At 45.2% G+C, this 20,871-nt stretch carries 17 protein-coding genes; 12 read left to right on the forward strand and 5 right to left on the reverse strand.

Going from position 1 to position 20,871, the window contains the following annotated elements:
- The first annotated feature begins 33 nt into the window (after window positions 1-33).
- Both cruF and cruG read left to right on the forward strand, forming a co-directional pair.
- Window positions 34-951 (forward strand): gamma-carotene 1'-hydroxylase CruF, encoded by a 918-nt coding sequence (gene cruF / locus ACRC32_RS29455; protein WP_438557309.1) that lies wholly within the window; start codon window positions 34-36, stop codon window positions 949-951.
- Window positions 952-1,024: 73 nt separating this feature from the next.
- Entirely contained in the window at window positions 1,025-2,278 is a 1,254-nt protein-coding gene (cruG, locus tag ACRC32_RS29460) for a 2'-O-glycosyltransferase CruG (RefSeq protein WP_438557310.1), read from the forward strand.
- Here the strand turns inward: cruG and rnhA are convergent.
- Window positions 2,241-3,161, reverse strand: coding sequence for a ribonuclease HI (gene rnhA / locus ACRC32_RS29465; RefSeq protein ID WP_438557311.1), 921 nt, complete (start codon window positions 3,159-3,161; stop codon window positions 2,241-2,243). The two genes, cruG and rnhA, sit on opposite strands and share 38 nt — an antisense overlap.
- Window positions 3,162-3,413: 252 nt before the next feature.
- On the opposite strand from rnhA, the gene ACRC32_RS29470 reads away from it, so the two are divergent.
- On the forward strand, window positions 3,414-4,046 hold the full coding sequence (locus tag ACRC32_RS29470) for a MarC family protein (RefSeq protein WP_438557312.1): 633 nt from the start codon (window positions 3,414-3,416) through the stop codon (window positions 4,044-4,046).
- A 247-nt stretch (window positions 4,047-4,293) separates the two neighbouring features.
- A complete protein-coding gene (locus ACRC32_RS29475) occupies window positions 4,294-4,656 on the forward strand; it encodes a thioredoxin family protein (RefSeq protein WP_438557313.1) in 363 nt (120 codons plus the stop codon).
- 51 nt (window positions 4,657-4,707) lie between these two features.
- Here ACRC32_RS29475 and ACRC32_RS29480 read toward each other — a convergent pair whose 3' ends face one another.
- Both ACRC32_RS29480 and ACRC32_RS29485 read right to left on the reverse strand, forming a co-directional pair.
- Window positions 4,708-5,433, reverse strand: coding sequence for a vWA domain-containing protein (locus tag ACRC32_RS29480; protein WP_438557314.1), 726 nt, complete (start codon window positions 5,431-5,433; stop codon window positions 4,708-4,710).
- A gap of 473 nt (window positions 5,434-5,906) precedes the next feature.
- On the reverse strand, window positions 5,907-6,332 hold the full coding sequence (locus tag ACRC32_RS29485) for a CAAD domain-containing protein (RefSeq protein WP_039715111.1): 426 nt from the start codon (window positions 6,330-6,332) through the stop codon (window positions 5,907-5,909).
- A gap of 213 nt (window positions 6,333-6,545) precedes the next feature.
- Here ACRC32_RS29485 and ACRC32_RS29490 point away from each other — a divergent pair, with 213 nt between their 5' ends.
- The 7 genes from ACRC32_RS29490 (at window position 6,546) to ACRC32_RS29520 (ending at window position 15,641) form a co-directional block, all read left to right on the forward strand.
- Complete coding sequence (locus tag ACRC32_RS29490) at window positions 6,546-6,740, forward strand: hypothetical protein (protein ID WP_438557315.1); 195 nt, start codon at window positions 6,546-6,548, stop codon at window positions 6,738-6,740.
- A gap of 58 nt (window positions 6,741-6,798) precedes the next feature.
- On the forward strand, window positions 6,799-8,241 hold the full coding sequence (pds, locus tag ACRC32_RS29495; protein WP_438557316.1) for a 15-cis-phytoene desaturase: 1,443 nt from the start codon (window positions 6,799-6,801) through the stop codon (window positions 8,239-8,241).
- Window positions 8,225-9,160, forward strand: a complete 936-nt coding sequence (crtB, locus tag ACRC32_RS29500; protein WP_438557317.1) for a 15-cis-phytoene synthase CrtB — start codon at window positions 8,225-8,227, stop codon at window positions 9,158-9,160. The genes pds and crtB overlap by 17 nt, the downstream gene beginning before the upstream one ends.
- A 261-nt stretch (window positions 9,161-9,421) precedes the next feature.
- Window positions 9,422-10,942, forward strand: coding sequence for a 4-alpha-glucanotransferase (gene malQ, locus ACRC32_RS29505; protein ID WP_438557318.1), 1,521 nt, complete (start codon window positions 9,422-9,424; stop codon window positions 10,940-10,942).
- A 285-nt stretch (window positions 10,943-11,227) separates the two neighbouring features.
- On the forward strand, window positions 11,228-12,106 hold the full coding sequence (locus ACRC32_RS29510; protein WP_438557319.1) for an alpha/beta fold hydrolase: 879 nt from the start codon (window positions 11,228-11,230) through the stop codon (window positions 12,104-12,106).
- A gap of 191 nt (window positions 12,107-12,297) precedes the next feature.
- Window positions 12,298-15,339 carry a DNA polymerase I gene (gene polA / locus ACRC32_RS29515; RefSeq protein ID WP_438557320.1) on the forward strand — a complete coding sequence of 1,014 codons (3,042 nt, stop codon included), beginning with the start codon at window positions 12,298-12,300 and terminating at the stop codon, window positions 15,337-15,339.
- 92 nt (window positions 15,340-15,431) lie between these two features.
- Window positions 15,432-15,641 (forward strand): hypothetical protein, encoded by a 210-nt coding sequence (locus ACRC32_RS29520; RefSeq protein ID WP_438557321.1) that lies wholly within the window; start codon window positions 15,432-15,434, stop codon window positions 15,639-15,641.
- 263 nt (window positions 15,642-15,904) lie between these two features.
- Here the strand turns inward: ACRC32_RS29520 and ACRC32_RS29525 are convergent, their stop codons facing one another.
- Both ACRC32_RS29525 and ACRC32_RS29530 read right to left on the reverse strand, forming a co-directional pair.
- Window positions 15,905-18,037 (reverse strand): CHASE2 domain-containing protein, encoded by a 2,133-nt coding sequence (locus ACRC32_RS29525; protein WP_438557322.1) that lies wholly within the window; start codon window positions 18,035-18,037, stop codon window positions 15,905-15,907.
- A gap of 309 nt (window positions 18,038-18,346) precedes the next feature.
- Window positions 18,347-19,249, reverse strand: a complete 903-nt coding sequence (locus ACRC32_RS29530; RefSeq protein WP_438557323.1) for a DUF928 domain-containing protein — start codon at window positions 19,247-19,249, stop codon at window positions 18,347-18,349.
- A 390-nt stretch (window positions 19,250-19,639) separates the two neighbouring features.
- Between ACRC32_RS29530 and ACRC32_RS29535 the strand changes: the two genes are divergently transcribed.
- The coding region (locus tag ACRC32_RS29535) for a filamentous hemagglutinin N-terminal domain-containing protein (protein ID WP_438557324.1) at window positions 19,640-20,871 on the forward strand (1,232 nt) is incomplete at its 3' end.

Raw genomic sequence — 20,871 nt, forward strand, 5'->3', positions numbered from 1 at the left:
TCTCCCAGCGTCCCGTTGAATTAAGGAATTCTCATGAACCAACTTGTTAGAGCTGAACGCATCTGCTTAATTGGTCATATTGCATCAAAAGCCTTTGGACTAGCAGGATTATTGCTAGTCGTGCCTCATGCTGAAGCAATTTTAAGCGCGATCGCCGCTTCAGGACAAAACGTTTTCCAGTGGAGCGTAGAGCGATCGATGGCAGGGGGTGGAGTGATCGATATCCTGTTTGGATTAATTGCCGTCTCCATTTATGCCTATCGAACGCTAGGAATGAAACTTTGGTTAACGTTTATGCTGCCAGCAGTGTGTATCTCTTTAAGCAGCGAATTACTAGGAACGGGTACGGGCTTTCCCTTTGGAGACTACAGCTACTTGAGTGGCTTGGGTTATAAAATTGCTGGGTTAGTGCCATTTACCATTCCTTTATCCTGGTTCTATATGGGGCTTTCGGCTTACCTGATCGCGCGGGTAGCCCTACAAACAGTAAAACCGATGTGGCTGCGTCATGTGGGAGCTGTGCTGTTAGGCGCGATGCTATTTACCTCATGGGATTTTGCCCTCGAACCAGCCATGAGTCAGACGAGCTTCCCTTTCTGGTATTGGCATCAACCAGGGGCTTTCTTTGGCACGCCATATCAAAATTATGCTGGTTGGTTCGGTACGAGCGCCCTATTTATGGCAATTGCTGCCTTTCTGTGGGGCAAAGTGTCGCTGCAACTCAAGCGATCGCAATTGAACATTCCTTTGGTGGTATACCTTAGTAATGTTGCCTTCGCAGCAGGAATTAGCTTAGCGGCGGGATACTGGCTACCTGTGTCCTTAAGCATCATTTTTGGAGTCATACCCGCCCTACTACTGTGGTGGATGGCACAACCAAATGTGACAAAACCTGCAATGGAAGAGACCCACGGTATGAGTGTCGCTCCTGTAGAAGTGGCACTGAAGTAGAAACAACTGGCTACTAGCTAAATATTTATCGTGAATAGCTATTCGCTGGACAATCTGGAGAGCAATTTATCCTGTGGCTGACTGGTCGAACTTAATCAACGGAATATTTCTAGGTTTGTTGCTGCTGCAAGTGCCAGCAGCGGCAATTTTACTATCACGCCTGCTGAAAGGTCCCAGTCGCCATCCTCCCCTGATCCCCCGCACTCCTACCCCAGATATGCTAGGTAGCGTTAGTGTAGTCGTGCCGACGCTGAATGAAGCGGAACGGATCGATCCCTGTTTGGTAGGATTGAGTCGGCAAAGTTACGAAGTCCGAGAAATTGCGATCGTCGATAGTAACTCTCAGGATGGGACGCGGGAATTAGTCAAAGCCGCCCAACAGCAAGACCCTCGATTTCAGCTCATGACCGATGACCCCCTCCCTCCTAGCTGGGTGGGCAGACCTTGGGCGTTACACAACGGTTTTTTGCAGACTTCAGAACAGAGCAAGTGGTTTTTGGGCGTAGATGCAGATACTCAGCCGCAACCAGGTTTAGTTGCGAGTTTAGTCCAAACAGCGGAAACTGAGGGTTACGATCTGGTGTCACTCTCGCCCCAATTTATTCTCAAATATCCTGGGGAAAGTTGGTTGCAACCAGCATTGTTAATGACGCTGCTATATCGCTTCGATTCTGCTGGTGTGGATGCTCAGGTAGCAGAACGAGTGATGGCGAACGGGCAATGTTTTTTATGCCGTCGTTCTGTGCTGGCAACTGTAGGCGGCTATACGAGTGCGAGAAATTCTTTTTGTGATGATGTCACCTTAGCCAGAAATATTGCTGCTAGCGGCTTCAAGGTAGGGTTTCTCGATGGAGCTAAGGTATTCAAAGTCCGCATGTATGAGGGAGCCAGGGAAACTTGGCAAGAGTGGGGGCGATCGCTCGATCTTAAAGATGCTTCCCCCGCCGCTCAACTCTGGTGCGATCTGTGGCTGCTGTTTTCAGTGCAAGCCCTGCCCTTATTAATTCTCTTTGCTTGTCTCTTATTTCCAAATCCTGTATGGGCAGGTTTAACGGAATTGTTTGTTCGTCCAGAAGGATCTCTGGTCAACCTGCCCCTACAAATCTCGATTCCCGTGTTGGCAAGTTTGGGATTAAATGCTTCCCTACTGGCGATCCGCTTCGCCCTCTTATTTGCGATCGCCCCTTCCTACGATCGCAGCCAAGCTAAGGGAGGTTGGTTATTTTGGCTGTCTCCCTTAGCCGATCCGCTAGCGGTGTTGAGAATTTTCCTCTCGGCGTTTCGCACTCCTACTCAGTGGCGTGGTCGGAGTTATCATCAGGATTAATTGCATCGGCGCGTTCTAATTCCCAAAGAATTTGGTTGCCTTCTCGTCGTACGCGAGAGACAATCCAGTTGCGCCAACGCCATTCTTCACCTCGGCTGGTGACGGCGCTAGCGTGGACATCCATCAAATCTGCTAGTTCGGAACTGGTAATCAGATAGCCCTTAGTGGCAATTTCATCGGCGCTCCGCAGTGTTTCTAATAGATTGCGGAGTTGAGCCACCCTGACTTCGCGGGGTAATTCTTCGTTGCTGATAGAGGAAGGAGTAGACGAATCGATCATAGAAGTGTTTGAGGCAAGGTGGCTATTTGTATTTGACTTGTCAATTATCAGATCGTTGCTGGCAAAATCAGCTACTTCTGATACAGGGGCGAGAAAATTTGGAGCGCCGGTAGCTTTGGAGTTGGAGGCGGATTGCTGCTGCAAATGAGGTGGTTTCCCACTAGCGAAAGCACGGGCGATCGCGTCACAGCGCTCGTTGCCGATAATACCAGCATGACCGCGAACGTGTCGCCACTCTATAGACGGATGATTGAGTCGATCTAGCGTTTCCCACAGGTCTTGGTTGAGGACGGGTTTGCCTTGGGCAGTTTTCCAGCCTTTCTTTTTCCATCCTTTGACCCACTTGGTGACACCATTGATTAAGTATTCGCTGTCTGTATGGATGGTAACGGCGGATGGATGGCTGGATTCTGCAATGAGTTGAAGGGCTGCGATCGCGGCTTGCATTTCCATCCGGTTGTTAGTCGTTTGAGCGGCACTACCACCGATTTCGTGCAGCGAACCATCAGTAAAATAGACAACAGCAGCCCAGCCACCGGGACCAGGATTGCCCGTACAGGCTCCATCTGTATAGATGCTTTGGATGTTAGCAGATATCGGCATGGATGAGAGAGCGAACCATGAAAATGCAAAGGAAAGCGACTTATTACGTTAGCACAATAAAATTATCTGTGTAGTAACGCTCGGCGAGTCAAACTAGGCAAGAGTGGGGTAGCTACGATTATTCTATGAGCGTAGGGCAATAGATTTTCTTAATTTCTGTGTGAGGGCGATCGCATTTTTTGGATTTGTTAAATGGGAGAAAAGTCCTCATAAGAGAGAATAAAAAATAACGATTTTTATCCTAAATCAACCGTGTCTTCCCTCATTATTAGAACATTTTTAACTTTATTTGTCGTGATCGACCCCATCGGCTTAGCGCCTATTTTCGTCACTTTAGCCGGAAATCGTTCTTCTCACGAGCAAATTAAGATCGCCCGAAAAGCAGTTTTAGTCGCTGGCGGAATTGTAGTAGCTTTTGCTTTAGTAGGTTCTCTATTACTAAGTTACTTACACATCAGTATTGAAGCTTTTCAGGTTGCAGCCGGGGTATTACTATTTAAAATTGCCGTAGACATGGTATTTGCTCAACGGGAACGCGAAACAGAAGCAGAAGAAAAAGAGGCACAGCTCAGACAAGATATCAGTGTTTTTCCCCTAGCGATTCCGCTGATTGCTGGACCTGGTACTTTGGCTAGCGTACTGATTTTGGTGAATGAGGCTAGCACCTATACTCTCGGTGTAATGATTGTATTAGCGATCGCCGCAGTTGTACTGTTAACTGCCTATATTTTTCTCTGTCTGTCGCCCCATTTAGCACGAATTTTGGGACAAACGGGAGTGAATGTCGTCACGCGGGTTTTGGGAGTCTTACTAGCAGCTTTAGCCGTACAGTATATTGCTAACGGGATTACTGTTTTACTTAAAAATGCTTTGAATAATGCTTAAATTAGCGAGTTGTGAGTCGTGAGTAGCTCACAGGGTGTAGGGTGTAGTTTGGTAGTGAGTAGTGTAAAAGAAGTATTTTCTCAATCAGGAAAGATTTTATAGATTTGTCTCGATTAGCATCTCATTGAGAGATCGAATCTATCTTTTGAGTGATGATTTATTAGAGACGATCGCTATCATGTAGACGGAGCAAAATAATGTTACGTTTTGCGATCGGCGATCGCGAGTTGGTATTTTACGCCACCAATTGTTAGCTAGAAATGCGGAGCAGAAGCTATTTATGATACTCGAACAACAAATAAAATTAGAAGAGCTGATTTCTAGCTCAGAATCACCAGTTTTAGCTGTATTTTCTGCTCCTGGCTGTGGTCCCTCTCGATTGCTAGATGCTGTTTTAGCAGATGCAATCTCTCATTTGCCGCAAAAGCCACAAATTGTCAGAATTGACAGCGAACAAAATTCAGCTTTGTCCGATCGATATCAAGTTCATGCATTGCCTACGCTATTAATTTTTAAAAACGGGCAGTTAATAGGAAGAATTGAAGAAGAGAGGATAGAAGATTTACTGCCAGCAGCGCACCTACTGCAACGTTTACAGGCAATATTATGAGTAGAGGCACGAAAACATGCCTCTACTCAATACGGTAAGCTCTTAGGAACACTATGCTCCAGTCCAAGTCACTGGAGGTAAAGGTAATTGTTCGTCCATCTGAGCTGACTGAGAAACTTGTTGCATACTTGCCGAGAGCCAAACAAACAACTCTTTAAAGTTTAGCCCTTTGAGTTTGAGGGGATCGCGCACGGAAATTTGACTGAGGCGACTCAGATCGGCTGCTTCTACACCAACAGCAAAGAAGGCTACGTGCTTGTTTGCTTCATCATCTCTAATCCTTTGAGTGGCTTGCTCGATCAATTCCTCGGCTTCTCCTTGAGGTTCGCCATCGGTGATCAAAAATAGCCACGGACGGTAGTAGGAAACTCCATGTTCGCGGTACAACGCTTTACGAATCTGAAGCATATCCAATCCCCGTAAAATTGCTTCGCCCATGTGTGTTAAGCCTTTCGCTTTCAGCACGGGTGGTTGAAAATCGTCAGCCGTGACAAAATCTTGGACAATTTCAACATCGCTATTAAACGTGACGATCGCCACTTCGACTCGCTTTTTTGCTAAGCTATCGCGATCGAGTTCTTGTTGAAAAGTTCGTAAGCCTTCATTCAAAGCATCCAGTGGTTCCCCTTTCATAGAACCAGAAGTATCGAGCAGCAAAATGCACGGACAACGGGGTTCTGGATTTTCGGCAAACTCAACTGCATCTTCTAAAATCGATGGTGTCGTACCATTGTTAGCGGTTTTGGACAGTAGCGATCGCGGATTCCAAACTTTCATGAAGCACCTCCAACTTTTTTTGCCTGCAAAACTACGTTCGGAAGATAATCTGTGTATTATTTCGTGCTACGGTGACACGGCCTGAAAAGCGATCGCTTCATACAATTCATTCAACAAAAGGGTTTGCTAATGCATCCTGAAAAAAACGACCGCCCGATATTGAGTATATTTTATGACTCAATTAAGCTTAATAAATTGCTATTGAAGACTTCAAGCCAAGGAGTAGCGATTTCGGAAACAAAGCTAAATTGATTTTGTTGCTGAAGTATGGGTAAGAAATAAGAGGTATGTTTCCACCATTGTTTCAAAAGAGTCTGTCTTAACTGCTACAAAAGTCTAAAGCCTGCAAACAAAATACTGTGCTTGCAGGCTTGAATCGAGTGAATTCGGTGATTGTTAAGGCTGATGTAATTAAAGACAACTCAATTGCCCTAGATCTAAAGGCGTTAGCGAAGCTGAACGAAGTTATCGCGCTATTTCTCTAGTTCACCCAAAAACCCTTGCCATTTTTGCGCTAATTCTTGCCGCGTGGAAGGTTTGAGCAAGTAGCGACTGACAAACCAGGCTGAGTAGCCAATCCCAATCAGCTGAAAAGTCGGCTCCAACAGAGGAACATCATTCAACGCATCCATAACAGCCAGTACAACGCGAAGAGAGACAATTGCACCTACAATGATCAGAATGCTAATAATTGCCTGTCTGTATCTATTAAAGAAATCTTTTAAGATCCCAAACATGTTGGATAAAAATGTCAAGACTTGGGATACGATCCACTCGCCTTTTTTAATAGATTGGGTAGTAGGTGAAAACTGAGATTCTGATGACACAGTGCTTAATGCAGTTGATTCCTCTGGGGAAGTGGGATTTGAATTTTCGATTTGCTGCATTTGGGCTTCCATAGTTAAATTTTGTGAATGTAGCTTGAAAAAAATTGCGGCTTTCAGTCGTTCAGATACCTTCAATATTATCCCATTCAGTCTAGCAGTCATCTATCGATTGAGTTACAACCAAATACTAGCTCGAAAGCAATGCTAGCTCGACTACAAAATCATTTTGAATTCAAGCGTTACATCTCATTAAAATTTAAGATTCCCGCTATTTAGGAGCGAGGAGTGTTAGCGAAGCGGGACGAAGTCCGGAGCGAGGAGCGAGCGAATAAGAGAGCTGAGGGGGCTGAGGGAGCTGAGGGAGCAACCACCAATTACCCATTAACAATCCAAAATCTAAAAATCCCAAATTCCCGCACTCCGCACTCCTCACTCCGCACTCCTCACTCCGCACTCCTCAAAAAAACCTACCAAATGTAACGGAATGCAAAGTATAATGAGACCGAGTAAATGCTGAACGTAAGGGCAATAACAGTTGATGCGAGTAGCGATCGCTGGGGCAGGACTCGCAGGGCTTTCCTGCGCTAAATATCTGACTGATGTGGGTTATACCCCCATCGTCCTAGAAAGCAGAGATGTACTAGGTGGATTAGTCGCAGCATGGCAAGACGCAGATGGCGACTGGTATGAAACGGGGCTGCACGTCTTTTTTGGGGCATATCCCAACATGTTGCAGCTGTTGAAAGAATTAGGGATTGAAGATCGCTTGCAGTGGAAAAAACACACGATGATCTTCAATCAGCCGGAAAAGCCAGGGACTTACAGTCGCTTTGATTTTCCTAACTTGCCAGCTCCCTTCAATGGAATCGCCGCAATTTTGCGGAATAACGACATGCTAACCTGGGGGGAAAAAATTCAACTGGCTAAGGGACTAGTCCCAGCAATGCTGCGGGGACAAAAGTATGTCGAGCAAACCGACAAGTATACCTTCTCTGAGTGGTTGAAGCTTCAAGGTGTGAGCGAAGACGTGCAGCAAGACATCTTTATTGCTGCTTCTAAGTCACTCAATTTCATCAATCCTGACGAAATCTCAGCTACCGTGCTTCTGACGGCTCTCAGCCGCTTTTTGCAGCAAAAAGATGGCTCAAAAATGGCGTTTTTGGATGGTTCTCCTCCAGAGCGCCTGTGTCAACCGATGGTAGATTATATTACTAAACGCGGTGGCGAAGTGCGGTTGAATGCGCCTCTCAAGGAAATATTACTGAACCCCGATGGCACGGTAAAGGGATTTGCCATTAGAGGCTTGAACGGGGCAGCAGACTACGTGGAAACGGCAGATTTATACGTCAATGCCACATCCGTAGACGTGCTGAAAAAATTGCTTCCAACTCCTTGGAAACAATTAGAGTATTTCCAGCAGTTAAACGGGTTAGAAGGCGTACCCGTGATTAACATCCAGTTGTGGTTCGATCGCAAATTGACAGACATAGACCAGTTATTATTTTCGCGATCGCCACTGTTAAGCGTATATGCCGACATGAGCAATACTTGTCGCGAATATGCCGATCCCGACCGTTCGATGCTGGAATTAGTCTTGGCTCCGGCTCAAGATTGGATTAACAAATCCGACGAAGAAATTTTACAGGTAACTTTAACAGAGCTAGAAAAACTGTTTCCGCAACACTTTGGCGGCGATAATCCTGCTGGGTTGCGAAAATACCATGTCGTAAAAACACCCCGCTCCGTGTATACAGCAACACCAGGACGACAACAATATCGTCCCAGTCAGGCATCGCCGATTATCAATTTTTACTTATCTGGTAGTTACACCATGCAACCTTATCTAGGTAGTATGGAAGGTGCTGTACTTTCTGGTAAGCTGACAGCGCAGGCAATTGCTAGAGCTGCTAGCGAAGTGAATTCCCAAACCAGTACGCCCACGCTCAATACTCAGCCTGCAACAAATGCTGCAACTGCCTGATTCCCCCTCGTGCATGAAAAAGCTCGCCTCTGTGGAGGATTCCTACGAACTGTGTCGCCAAATCACGGCAAAGTATGCCAAGACATTCTATCCTGGCACGCTACTGATGAAAGAGGCAAAGCGCCGACGAGCTATGTGGGCAATTTATGCCTGGTGTCGCCGCACTGATGAATTAGTTGATGGTCCGGCTGCTGCCATTACCACCCTAGAAACTTTAGATCGGTGGGAGCAGCATCTAGAATCGGTGTTTGCGGGTCATCCCTTGGAAGACTATGATGTGGCATTGGTTGATGCTTTGCAGAACTTCCCACTAGAGATTCAGCCGTTTCGAGATATGATTGCCGGACAGCGCATGGATCTGTGCTGGAGCCGCTATAAAACTTTTGAAGAGTTGCATCTATACTGTTATCGCGTTGCTGGAACGGTGGGTTTGATGTCTACGGCAGTCATGGGCGTAGATACCACAAGAGACACGGCAGCTTGGAATCAGGACAAAGAACCGTATATTCCCACAGATGAAGCGATCGCCTTGGGGATTGCTAGTCAACTGACTAATATTCTGCGAGATGTCGGGGAAGATGCAAGACGAGGCAGAATTTACATTCCCCTAGAAGATTTAGCCAAATTTAACTACACCGAGCAAGATTTATTTAACGGAGTGGTTGACGATCGCTGGCGAGAACTCGTGCGCTTTCAAATCCGTAGGACACGCGAGATTTATGCTAAGGCAGAAAAGGGAATCAGCTATCTAGCTCCTAGCGCCCGTTTGCCTGTATGGTCAGCCTTGATACTTTACAGTCAAATTTTGGATCGAATCGAACGCAACCAATACGACGTGTTTCGGCAAAGGGCGTATGTTCCTAATTTGCAAAAGCTCTGTTCCCTACCAACAGCCTTGCTACGGGCGCAAGTGCTTTAACGAGGGAGTAGGGAGTAGGGAGTAGGGAGCAGAGGAAGAGAGCTGAGGGAGCGATCGGGAGCGAGCAATTCCAGCCACTAGCCAGTCACTAGCCACACCCCACACTTCCCACACTTCCCACACCCCACACCCCACACCCCACACCCCACACCCTGATAACTAATAACTGATAACTGTAAATCTTAACCAGAGATAGGGATAAAACCTCGCTACGGCGTGGTAGATTTTTGGCTGTTGCCTGCTGTTACCACTCGATAATTTATGCCGACTTTTCCCAGAGCTGCTGGAATTTTGCTGCATCCGACTTCCCTACCCGGTCGCTTTGGTATTGGCGACCTCGGTTTAGCTGCCTACCGTTTGATAGATTTTTTAAGCAACAGTTACCAGCAACTCTGGCAGGTCTTACCTTTGGGACCTACGGGCTACGGTAATTCTCCCTATATGTGCTATTCGGCAATGGCAGGAAACCCATTGTTAATTAGTCCAGAACAATTGCAAGAAAATGGGTTGCTGAGTCAAGAAGATTTTGTCAATTTACCTGAGTTCGAGAGCGATCGCGTAGAATACGATCGCGCGATTGAAATTAAAATTCCTTTATTGCGTAAAGCCTGCGAGAATTTTCGCAATAACGCCTCAGAGTTACAGCAGCAAGAATTTGCTGGCTTTTGTAGAGCCAAAGGCTATTGGCTAGATGACTACGCCCTATTTATGGCGCTCAAAGATGCCTTAGAGGGTAAGAGTTGGTACGATTGGGAACCAGAAATCGCCCGTCGTCAGCCGGAAGCAATGGAAAAATGGCGACAGCAGTTAGATGGCGAAATTTTTTATCAAAAATTCATCCAGTTTGAATTCTTCCAGCAGTGGTCAAAACTGAAGCGCTATGCCAACATGCACGGCATTCAAATTATTGGCGATATCCCCATCTATGTAGCGCATGACAGTGCTGATGTCTGGGCAAACCCCGAAATCTTCTGTCTGGATGAGGAAACGGGTGCAGCGGCTTTGATGGCGGGAGTTCCGCCTGATTATTTCAGTGCCACGGGACAATTGTGGGGCAACCCCGTCTATAACTGGGAGGCGTTACAGCAACAGAACTTCAAATGGTGGGTGCAGCGATTCGAGGCAATGTTGGATTACGTCGATATCATCCGCATCGACCACTTTAGAGGTTTTGAGTCGTACTGGGCAGTTAAAGAAGGCGAAACTACTGCAATTAACGGGACTTGGATTGAAGCGCCAGGAGTAGAATTATTTGAAGCGATCGCCCAGCAATTGGGTAAGTTACCCGTATTAGCTGAAGACTTGGGAATTATTACCCCAGAAGTAGAAGCACTGCGCGATCGGTTTGAATTTCCAGGCATGAAAATTTTACAATTTGCCTTTGGTTCCGATGCTGCCAATCCTTACTTGCCTTTCAATTACCCCCGCAACTGCGTAGTCTACACCGGAACCCACGATAACGATACGAGCGTAGGTTGGTTTAACACCGCATCCGACTACGAAAAACAGAGACTTTTACTTTACATGGGTTGTATTAGTCCTGACGGCATTCATTGGGACTTAATTCGGCTAGCCTTTAGTACTACGGCAAATCAAGCCATCATTCCCTTACAGGATATTTTAGGCTTGGGAAGCGAAGCAAGAATGAACGTCCCCAGTCAAGCTGAAGGTAACTGGGCTTGGCGCTATCAACCTGATGTACTGACCCAAGAATTAAGCGATCGCCTGAAGTTATATACCGAACTATACGGACGCGCCCCGCAGGTGACTCATGGAGGATAGAGACAGTGACCAGTGACCAGTGACCAGTGACCAGTGACCAGCGACCAGTGACCGATTAATTCTTACTTCCGATTACTGATTAACCCTGTGTGCGACTTCATTAAATAGCCCCCTTTTTAAGGGGGTTGGGGGATCGGAAGACTACGCCATTCACGACAAGATCCCCCCTAGCCCCCCTTTTCAAGGGGGGAACATATAGAAAGTTGCACATCGCGTGATTACTAATTACCGATTACTAATTACCAATTACCACTCTTCACTGATAACTGACAACTGATAACTGAAATGTTTCCTGCGTTTCTGCCATCCCAAGTAAAGCTACTTCAGCAGCCTGAATCAATTGCTTTGGCGAGAAGGATCGAACGAAGCGCGATCGCTACTCCTATATATTCTCAGGCGATCGCGACGAGTTTTGTCCGTCAAGGTGAGGGTAACACGCCGATCCTGTTGCTGCATGGTTTTGATAGTTCGGTATTGGAGTTTCGCCGTCTCATTCCACTTTTAGCAGCACAACATGAAACTTGGGCAGTCGATCTGTTAGGCTTTGGTTTTAGCGATCGCCCACGGGGAATCAACTACGATCCAGAAACGATTAAAACTCATCTTTATTACTTTTGGAAAATACTGATTGACAAACCAGTTATCTTAGTAGGTGCTTCGATGGGTGGGGCGACGGCGATCGATTTTACCCTCACTTATCCCCAAGCTATAAAACACTTGGTATTAATTAATAGTGTGGGTTTTAGCGGCGATTTTCCCTTGGGTCAGTTTTTGTTTTTTCCGCTCGATTATTTAGCTGTAGAATTTTGGCGACAGCGGAAATTACAAGCATTGAATTTGGGTATTAGTTTAGGAAAATTGACCTCATTTGAAATCGATGCAATCCGTTGTGCTTTATTACATACAGAAATGCCTGGATGGTCGGAAGCCACGATCAGTTTTACGAAAAGCGGCGGTTATGGAGAACTTGCAAATAAAATTGCCAAAATCGATAAACCAACTACAATTTTGTGGGGAGATAGAGACGAGACGTTAGGTGTGGCTGATGCGATGAAATTTAAAAAAGCGATCGCGCATTCTCAACTGATTTGGTTAAAAAATTGCGGTCACGTTCCTCAAATAGAACAACCGGAAATTATTGCTAATTATATTGGATGTGTTTGAACAACAATATTATCGTCAGGGCAGGTTTTTCAAAAATTTCTACATTTAGGATAAATCATCTCGATAAACCCGCCCCTACAATCTGACGCTGATACCAATCGTCAGGGCGGGTTTTTCAAAAATCTCTACATTATAGGATAAATCATCTCGATAAACCCGCCCCTACAATCTAACATCGCTAGAATAGGCTTATGACTCAAGCTGCATCCGATTCTACCCCTACTAACAGTACCCCACCACAGCACCCTACATTTATCCTAGTAGACGGGCATTCTTTAGCTTTCCGTTCTTATTTTGCCTTTGCCAAGGGACGAGATGGCGGACTGCGGACGAAAACGGGTATTCCAACGAGTGTTTGTTTTGGTTTCTTGAAGTCATTGCTGGAAGTGATGGCTACTCAGAAGCCGGAAGCAATGGCGATCGCCTTCGATTTAGGTTTACCGACATTTCGCCACGAAGCCGACGACACCTACAAAGCAGATCGTCCAGGGACACCAGAAGATTTCGTCCCCGATTTGAAGAATTTGCACGAATTACTCGCAGGACTTGCTGTTGAGGTCTTGACCGCACCTGGGTTTGAAGCGGATGATATTTTGGGGACTCTAGCGTTACGAGCGAGTGAAGCCGGATATCAGGTAAAGATTTTGACAGGCGATCGCGATTTATTTCAACTTGTCGATCCCGAAAAAGCAATTAGCGTCTTATATCTCAGTACGGCTTTTATTCAGCGCAACAACACTGGTACAGCTGAATTTAGTGTAGAACAAGTACGAGAAAAAATGGGTGTTTTACCATCACAAGTCGTTGATTTTAAAGCTTTGTGTGGCGATCCATCTGATAATATTCCAGGCGTGAGGGGAATCGGGGAAAAAACTGCGGTACAACTCCTCAGTACTTATGACAATTTAGATAATATTTACGCTTCAATTGACCAAATCAAAGGTGCTACTAAAAAGAAGTTAGAAGAAGGTAAAGAAGCAGCTTATCACTCCCGTCATTTAGCACAAATTGTTTTAAATGTTCCGCTAGAAGTTGAGTTAGAAAACTGCAAACTTAGAGGTTTCGATCGCACCATCCTCGAACCCATTTTAGAAAAGTTAGAATTTAGAACTTTCTTAGGGAAAGTCAACCAACTTCAGCAACAATTTGGTGGCGAAGTAGAAGAAAAATCAAAAGTCAAAAGTCAAAAGTCAAACCTTGAAAGTTCGGAAGATACTCCCGACTCCCGTACGGGCGGGTTTGGAAACCCGCCCCTACCGACTCCCGACTCCCGCATTCAAGAACCAGAATACGAAAGCGAAGAACTTTGGTTTTTCAGTGCAGAAGATACGGAGATGGCGCAGCAACAATCGCAGTCACCAATTCAACCACAAATTATCGATACTGCGGCTAAATTGACAGAATTAGTTAAGAGGTTGCAAAAATATACTGATGCAACTAATCCTGTGGCTTGGGATACGGAAACGACAGATTTAGAACCACGGGATGCAGAATTAGTTGGAATTGGCTGCTGTTGGGGAAATGCATTAGATGACATGGCATATATCCCAGTCGGTCATCGAGATGGTAAAAATTTAGATAAGGCAACGGTTTTAGAAAAACTACGTCCAATTTTAGAGAGCGATCGCTATCCAAAAGCGTTACAAAATGCTAAGTTCGATCGCTTAATCCTACGCTGTCAAGGAATTAAACTAGCTGGAGTTATTTTCGATCCATTGTTAGCAAGTTATGTCTTGAATCCAGATTCAGATGTGACTCGCAATTTAGGCGTACTTGCCGATCGCTATTTAAATTTAGATACTGTTAGTTATTCAGAATTAGTTCCCAAAGGTCAGACTATTGCCGACATTGATATTTCTAGCGTTGCCGATTACTGCGGCATGGATGTTTATGTCACGTATCAATTAGTGGCGAAATTACGGGCAGAACTTGATAAAATTCCGATTATGCACAAGCTGTTACTGGAGGTAGAACAACCTTTAGAACCAGTTTTAGCAGAAATGGAATATACGGGAATTAGAATTGATAGTAATTACCTGCATGAATTTTCTAAACAACTCGAAGTAGATTTGGCTCGATTAGAAGAAAAGGTCTATGCTGTAGCTGGTGAGAAGTTTAATTTAGGTTCGCCTAAAAAACTCAGCGAACTCTTATTCGATAAGTTGAAATTAGACCGAAGAAAGTCGCGTAAAATTCAAACTGGTTATTCGACAGATGCGGCGACACTAGAAAAATTACAAGGAGATCATCCAGTTGTAGACGCAATTTTAGAATATCGTACTTTGGCAAAGTTAAAATCTACTTATGTTGATGCTTTGCCAGCTTTGGTGCGTCCAGATACTCACCGAATCCATACAGATTTTAATCAAACCGCAACATCTACAGGACGATTATCTTCTTCTAATCCCAACTTACAAAATATCCCGATTCGGACTGCGTTCAGTCGGCAAATTCGCAAAGCTTTTCTACCTGAATCAGGTTGGTTGATGGTAGCAGCAGATTATTCTCAAATTGAATTGAGAATTTTAGCGCATTTGACACAGGAACCTGTTTTAGTTTCGGCTTATCAAAATAACGAAGATATCCACACAGTCACGGCAAAACTTTTGTTTGAACAAGAGACTGTCACTTCAGAACAGCGCCGTTTGGGTAAGATTATTAATTTCGGTGTGATTTACGGCATGGGTGCGCAAAGATTTGCGCGAGAAACAGGCATGAAAGCCGCAGATGGGAAGATATTTATTGAGAAATTTAACCAAACATATCCGAAAGTATTTGCATACTTACAAGGGATTCAAAAAGATGCGATCGCCAAAGGATTTGTAGAAACGATTTTAGGACGCAGGCGCTATTTTAATTTTACCAGCGATCGCTTGCGAAAACTCTTAAATGCAAAACCAGAAGAGATCGATCTCGATAGTATCAAAGGACTATCAGCTTACGATGCCGGATTGTTACGAGCAGCTGCTAATGCTCCAATTCAAGGATCGAGTGCAGACATTATCAAAATTGCTATGGTAAGGTTGCATGAATTATTACACAACTATCAAGCACGTTTACTATTACAAGTCCACGACGAATTAGTATTTGAAATTCCTCCGAATGAATGGGAAGAACTGCAACCGCAAATTAAAACGACAATGGAAACAGCATTAGAACGTACAGACGTTGATTTTAGCGTTCCCTTATTCGTTGATGTCCGCGCCGGACAAAATTGGATGGAAACGAAATAAATCGCACTGTGTATATTTAGCTATAATTATTGACAAATAACGTTGGTTCATCCTAGACTCAAACATACTTAATTGAATAAACCGGAGGAGTTATGGATCTTTCGGAAAAGAATGAGTTTTTAAATCGATTAGACAAGTTCGACTATTTGAGCGAACTAGAAGAGACAGAACTAAATGCGATCGTTGGTGGTGCAGTGAGTGCCACGCCAGAGGTAACATACGTATCACCCGCTTATGCAGATGAGTTGGCACAGCTAGCAGCAGCGTTAGACGTAGATATCAAAACACTACTATTGCAGTAAAACTGTTGTCGATACATCGCGTTTTTCGGATAGATAAATTGTTTAACGAAGATCCCCCCTAGCCCCCCTTAAAAACGAAGATCCCCCCTAGCCCCCCTTAAAAAGGGGGGAACAATGCCCTTTTTTAAGGGGGGGAGGATCGGATTATCTGAGAGAACAATGCCCCCTTTTTAAGGGGGTTGGGGGATCGTACGATCTGAATCGCATGAAATACATACTGCACGATCGCCAATATTTTGACTTTTAACTTTTCATTTTTGACTTTAATATATATAAACGCTTTCCAAAGCTCTTAGGACTGCGGTTGCTGATTGAAATCTATTACTGGGATAATAACGCACCATTTTGTTTAAAATAGCCGCTAGTGTATCATTAATTGCAGGGACATGGTGTCGCCAAATCACTTCATGGGTTGTGGGATCTTCCTCTAATTCTGTTGGGGGAATTCCGGTTACAGCCTGAATGCCAATTGTACCGAGGGCGTAAATGTCACTGCTAAAGACAGGTTTACCAAAAAACTGTTCTGGTGCAGCATATCCCATCGTACCGATCGCCACGGTGTATTTTTCCTGCGCCATCGTGATTTGAGTTTGCAATTGTTTGACGGAGCCGAAATCAACTAAAACTAAGCTGTTATCCGATCGTCTTCTAATAATGTTGCTGGGTTTAATATCTCGATGAATGACGCTGCGGTGATGAATAAAATCGAGGACGAGTAAAACATCTTTTAAGAGTGCTACGACTTCAGTTTCAGACAAACGCCGACCTGGAACTAATTCTTCACTCAAAGGATGTCCTTGGATGAATTCTTCTACTAAATAGAATTGTCGATCTTGCTCAAAGTAAGCTAGCAATTGAGGAATGCGATCGAAGCTTCCCAACGTTTCTAAGGCTTCTGCTTCAGATTGAAACAAGCGCCGCGCCAGTTGCATGTATCTCTCATCCGTGGATGGAATCAGCTGCTTGACGACGCAATAGGGTTTACCTGGACGTTGAGTATCTTCGGCGAGAAAAGTATGACCGAACCCACCCGCACCGATATTGCGCACAATTTGGTATCGTTCTTTTAATATAGTTCGAGTTGATTGAGTGCCTGCGGCTGTGGTGAGTGACGAAAAGGATCGTTCTGGCGCAGAATTATTGTTTTTTGCTCCACTTGGACTCGCTTTGAAGTAGGCTTGATAAGCCACGATCGCCCCGCTTGTCCCCACTAAACTAAGTGCTGGAGGGACGAGGGGAATCCAGCCTTTTTGGAGAAATAAGACGAAACAAATACTACCCAATCCTAGTAAAGCACTTGCTCCAATGACTCCCAACAGCCAGGAGGGACGTAGGTACCAAGCGATCGCCCCACCTAATATAGACCACGCCCAGATCCAGAGAATTTCTGTCGTTTCTGACCAATACCAAAATAGCGATCGCCCATCTAATGTCGTACTCAGCAGTTGGCTTAAAATCTGCGCGTGGACGAGTACGCCTGCCATTTTTCCTTTTGTTTCCGGCTGCTGGCTGAGGTCGTAGGGTGTATAAAAATAATCTTTGATCTCCGTAGCTGTCACGCCGACGAGGACGATTTTATCTTCCACCCAGCTAGGGTTAATCGAATCGGAAAGAACGTCACTGAGCGATACCTGGCGAGCGACGGCAGTAGGAGAGCGATAATTGATTAAGACTTGATATCCTCTCGCATCAATATTTTGATAACCACTGCTATTATTGGCGATCGCGGGAAAAGTTGCCGTACCGATCTTCAAACTCTTGTCTGGAGTCAGTTGCGCTCGAACACCTTGTCGGCTGAGGTATTTCAGCGCTAGTTGCAAGCTAAAGGAGGTCGTAGCAGGACACTTAGAGGTTTTTTCTGGGGTCATGAACAGCAAACCCCGCCGTACTACCCCATCTCGGTCTAAGACTAAATCGCTAAATCCCAAACGAGTTTTAGGAACTACTGTTGGTGGTGAGACTCCCAAACCCTTATCATCTCCCACTTTACACACCGCAACGATGTTATCATTTACCTGCAAGCGCGTAGTAAGTTCGACGTTCCCAGGTTCTACAGGTAAATCGCGATAAATATCTAAGCCGATGATGCGAGGGCGATACTGTTTGAGTTTTTGTAAAAGCTGGTCTATAGTGCGATCGGATGCGGGCCAGCGATCCAGTGCTTGAATATCGTCTTGCGTGACCGCAACCACCAGCAAACGCGGATCGGAACCTTCATCAGGGTGCAGTTGAACGAAGCGATCGAAATAGTTTAGCTCCAGTCCTTCTAGTCGTCCTAAGTGACGCACGCCAATCACTAAGCCACAGACAGCTGCGCTAGCAACTAATATGGGTGGTATTGCCTCTGTAATTTTACGTAGGCGACTCAATTGAGAAGCTTTGGATAATAAGCGCATATTTATATTGAGTTATCATAATCTTGCGTTATGACTGTCATTGGTCATTGGTCATTAGTTATTGGTAGTTGGTAGTTGGTAGTTGGTAGTTGGTAGTTGGTAGTTTGCTGTTAGTTATTTCACGCACCACGTACCACGCACCACACACCACACACCACTGATTACTGCTCCCTGCTCCCTGCTCCCTGCTCCCTGCTCCCTGACCATTAGCAAGAATTCCCTAAGCACATCCATAATTATCGTAATCATGGGGTGCTTTAGGGACAAGGGGCATAATTGCTTTGTTCGATCGAGTGAGTTGAACGAATCTTAATTCAGCAATACAATTGGAGCCTGAGCAACTGCACCCAGTCCTACAGATTTGAGTAAATCCGACCATTCTCGCGATACGGTTGAATTATTGGGTGTCGATTGACGGCTTGCCACCATTGCCGCTACTGTATCGTACCAAATGCCATTTGCAGCATACAAAGAGACGCGATCGCTCGGTTTGGCTTTTTGAATTTCGCTTTGCAGAATCGGATCGGCTTCAACTCGTTGAATCCAGCCGTCTACAACTACGTCTGCCGAACGGTCTTTTGGATCGCAGATCATGGAGAAATACCATTGATAGTTTTTCCCCGTCTCTAGAGATGGCGCACCTGGCATTTTAGCCATGTTGACGCTGACAATCCCTGGAGTTTTTGGCGAAGCAACAATAGATTTGTGCAGGATCTTTTGTTTATCGTTGAGTAAGACTAATTCTAGCTGTTCGGCTTTATTTGCAGGCACGTAGAACGATAAAGTTGGTTGGGCGGCGATCGTCGTTCCCGTATTAGTATTTGGGACTAAAGCTGTGAGTGCTTGTTTGCCACTAAAACAGCCCCGCGTTGCACCACCAACTCGGTTTCCTGGTGCGCCCCACTCGGGTGGTACGAAGGAAATTGTAGCTTCGCCGCGCTGTGAAAGATAGCTGCTGATGTTGTTAATTGCTTTAGTAGCGTAAGGGTTTCCTTGCCGGAGGTTGAGAGCTTTGCGAAAATTGACTAGAGCTGTTTCATAGTCTCTTTGAGCAGTGGCAAGATAGCCTTGTCGCATGAAGTTGTCATAATCGGACTGGGCGTTTTGGACTGCTTTAGCGGGTGCAGCCTGCGTCGTTGCAGGGACTACAGGGGCAAAACAACCAATTGCCAAGATCGGGATTACGTACTTCAGCCACGGTTTAATCTTCATTGCAGTTCTCCGTAGACAGATATTTTTTATACCGATTAGCTTTTCTGGATAGAAATTCAACTAAGCCAGAGAGTAGCAAACGACGCGATCGCACTTCAATTAGGGAAAAATTGATTTAAGTATTTTTATAATACGGCTTTCCCCCAATTGAAAGTTCGGTTCGTTCATTTATTGTAAATACTACAAAATGGTCTGGAATTTTTCCTGAAGTTGGTGTAGGTAATGGAGAAATGTGATGAATAGCACATTTTTGCACTGGCTGTGTGGGGAAATAGCGCGATCGCAATTTCTCTAGATTTCAGGGCTTTATTTTGTTACGGAGACTATTTTATAGTTATTGATGATTTGGCATCTGCCATCGGAATTAACTTAAATAATTATATAAACGAGATGTATTTGCAAATATCTCCGGTTTCTGGGCGCTGGTGCGTGCGGCTAGGGTTGTTTGGTGCGATCGTCGGGAGTGCTGTTGCATTTGGGAGTACCGCGCTGGCTCAGGTTGTTCCAGACAATACTGTCGGTTCTGCTGTCAGCGGTGTAAGTGGCGGCGAGCAGACAATTACTGGTGGAACTAGGCAGGGTGGGAATTTATTCCACAGTTTCGATCGGTTTTCTGTTCCTACCAATGGAGCAGCTATTTTTAACAATGCTCTAGATATTCAAAATATTCTTAGTAGGGTTACGGGTGGCTCTGTATCTGATATTGATGGTTTGATTAGAGCCAACGGTACGGCTAATTTATTTTTGCTCAATCCCAACGGGATTATTTTCGGTCAGAACGCCAGATTGGATGTTGGTGGTTCGTTTATTGCGACGACAGCTAACAGTATCAACTTTGCTGATGGAACGCAGTTTAGTGCTACACCTGGTGCGGGTGCGCCGTTACTCACCGTCAGCGTTCCCTTGGGTTTGCAGTTTGGCACAGGTGCAGGGAATATTGTCAACCGTGCTAGCGGCGTTGGTTTGCAGGTCGGTGCTGGAAAAACTTTAGGTTTAATTGGCAGTAATGTTAATTTGGAAGGTGGAAATTTAACTGCTGCGGGTGGACGAATAGAACTAGGCGCAGTCGCCGCACCAGGAGTTGTAGGAATTAACCCCGATCTCAGTGGTTTCCGCTTCAGCTTTCCTACAGACCTCGCTTTAGGAGATATATCGCTGACCAATACAGCATTAGTTGATGTCAGGGCTGGAGGTAGTGGTAGTATTGCTATCAACTCCCGTAACCTGAATCTTGCAGGAGGTGGCGTAATTGTAGCTGGAATTGGGCAAAATTTGGGTACGCCTGACGCTGTGGCAGGAGATATAGACATTAATGCGCAAGGTACTGTATCTATTGATGGTGTAGGTAGGTTTCCAGACGGAGTTTTCCGCAGTGGTATCTTCAGCAATGTGGAGCAAGGTAGTAGAGGTAGAGGTGGCAATATCAATCTCAAGAGTAACTCTCTATCTCTAGTTGATGGTGGTATCGTTACTGCAAGTGTTTTAGGTCAAGGAGACGCAGGTAATATCATAATTGATGCTGGTGACATTTCCATAGATGGCGTGCGTGTCAGTGGAGAAGAAAGTTTTGCCAGTGGAGTCTTCAGCATAGTGGAATCAACTGGTGTGGGGAAAGGTGGTGA

The sequence above is a fragment of the Chroococcidiopsis sp. genome (genome assembly GCF_051657925.1).
GTDB lineage: Bacteria > Cyanobacteriota > Cyanobacteriia > Cyanobacteriales > Chroococcidiopsidaceae > Chroococcidiopsis.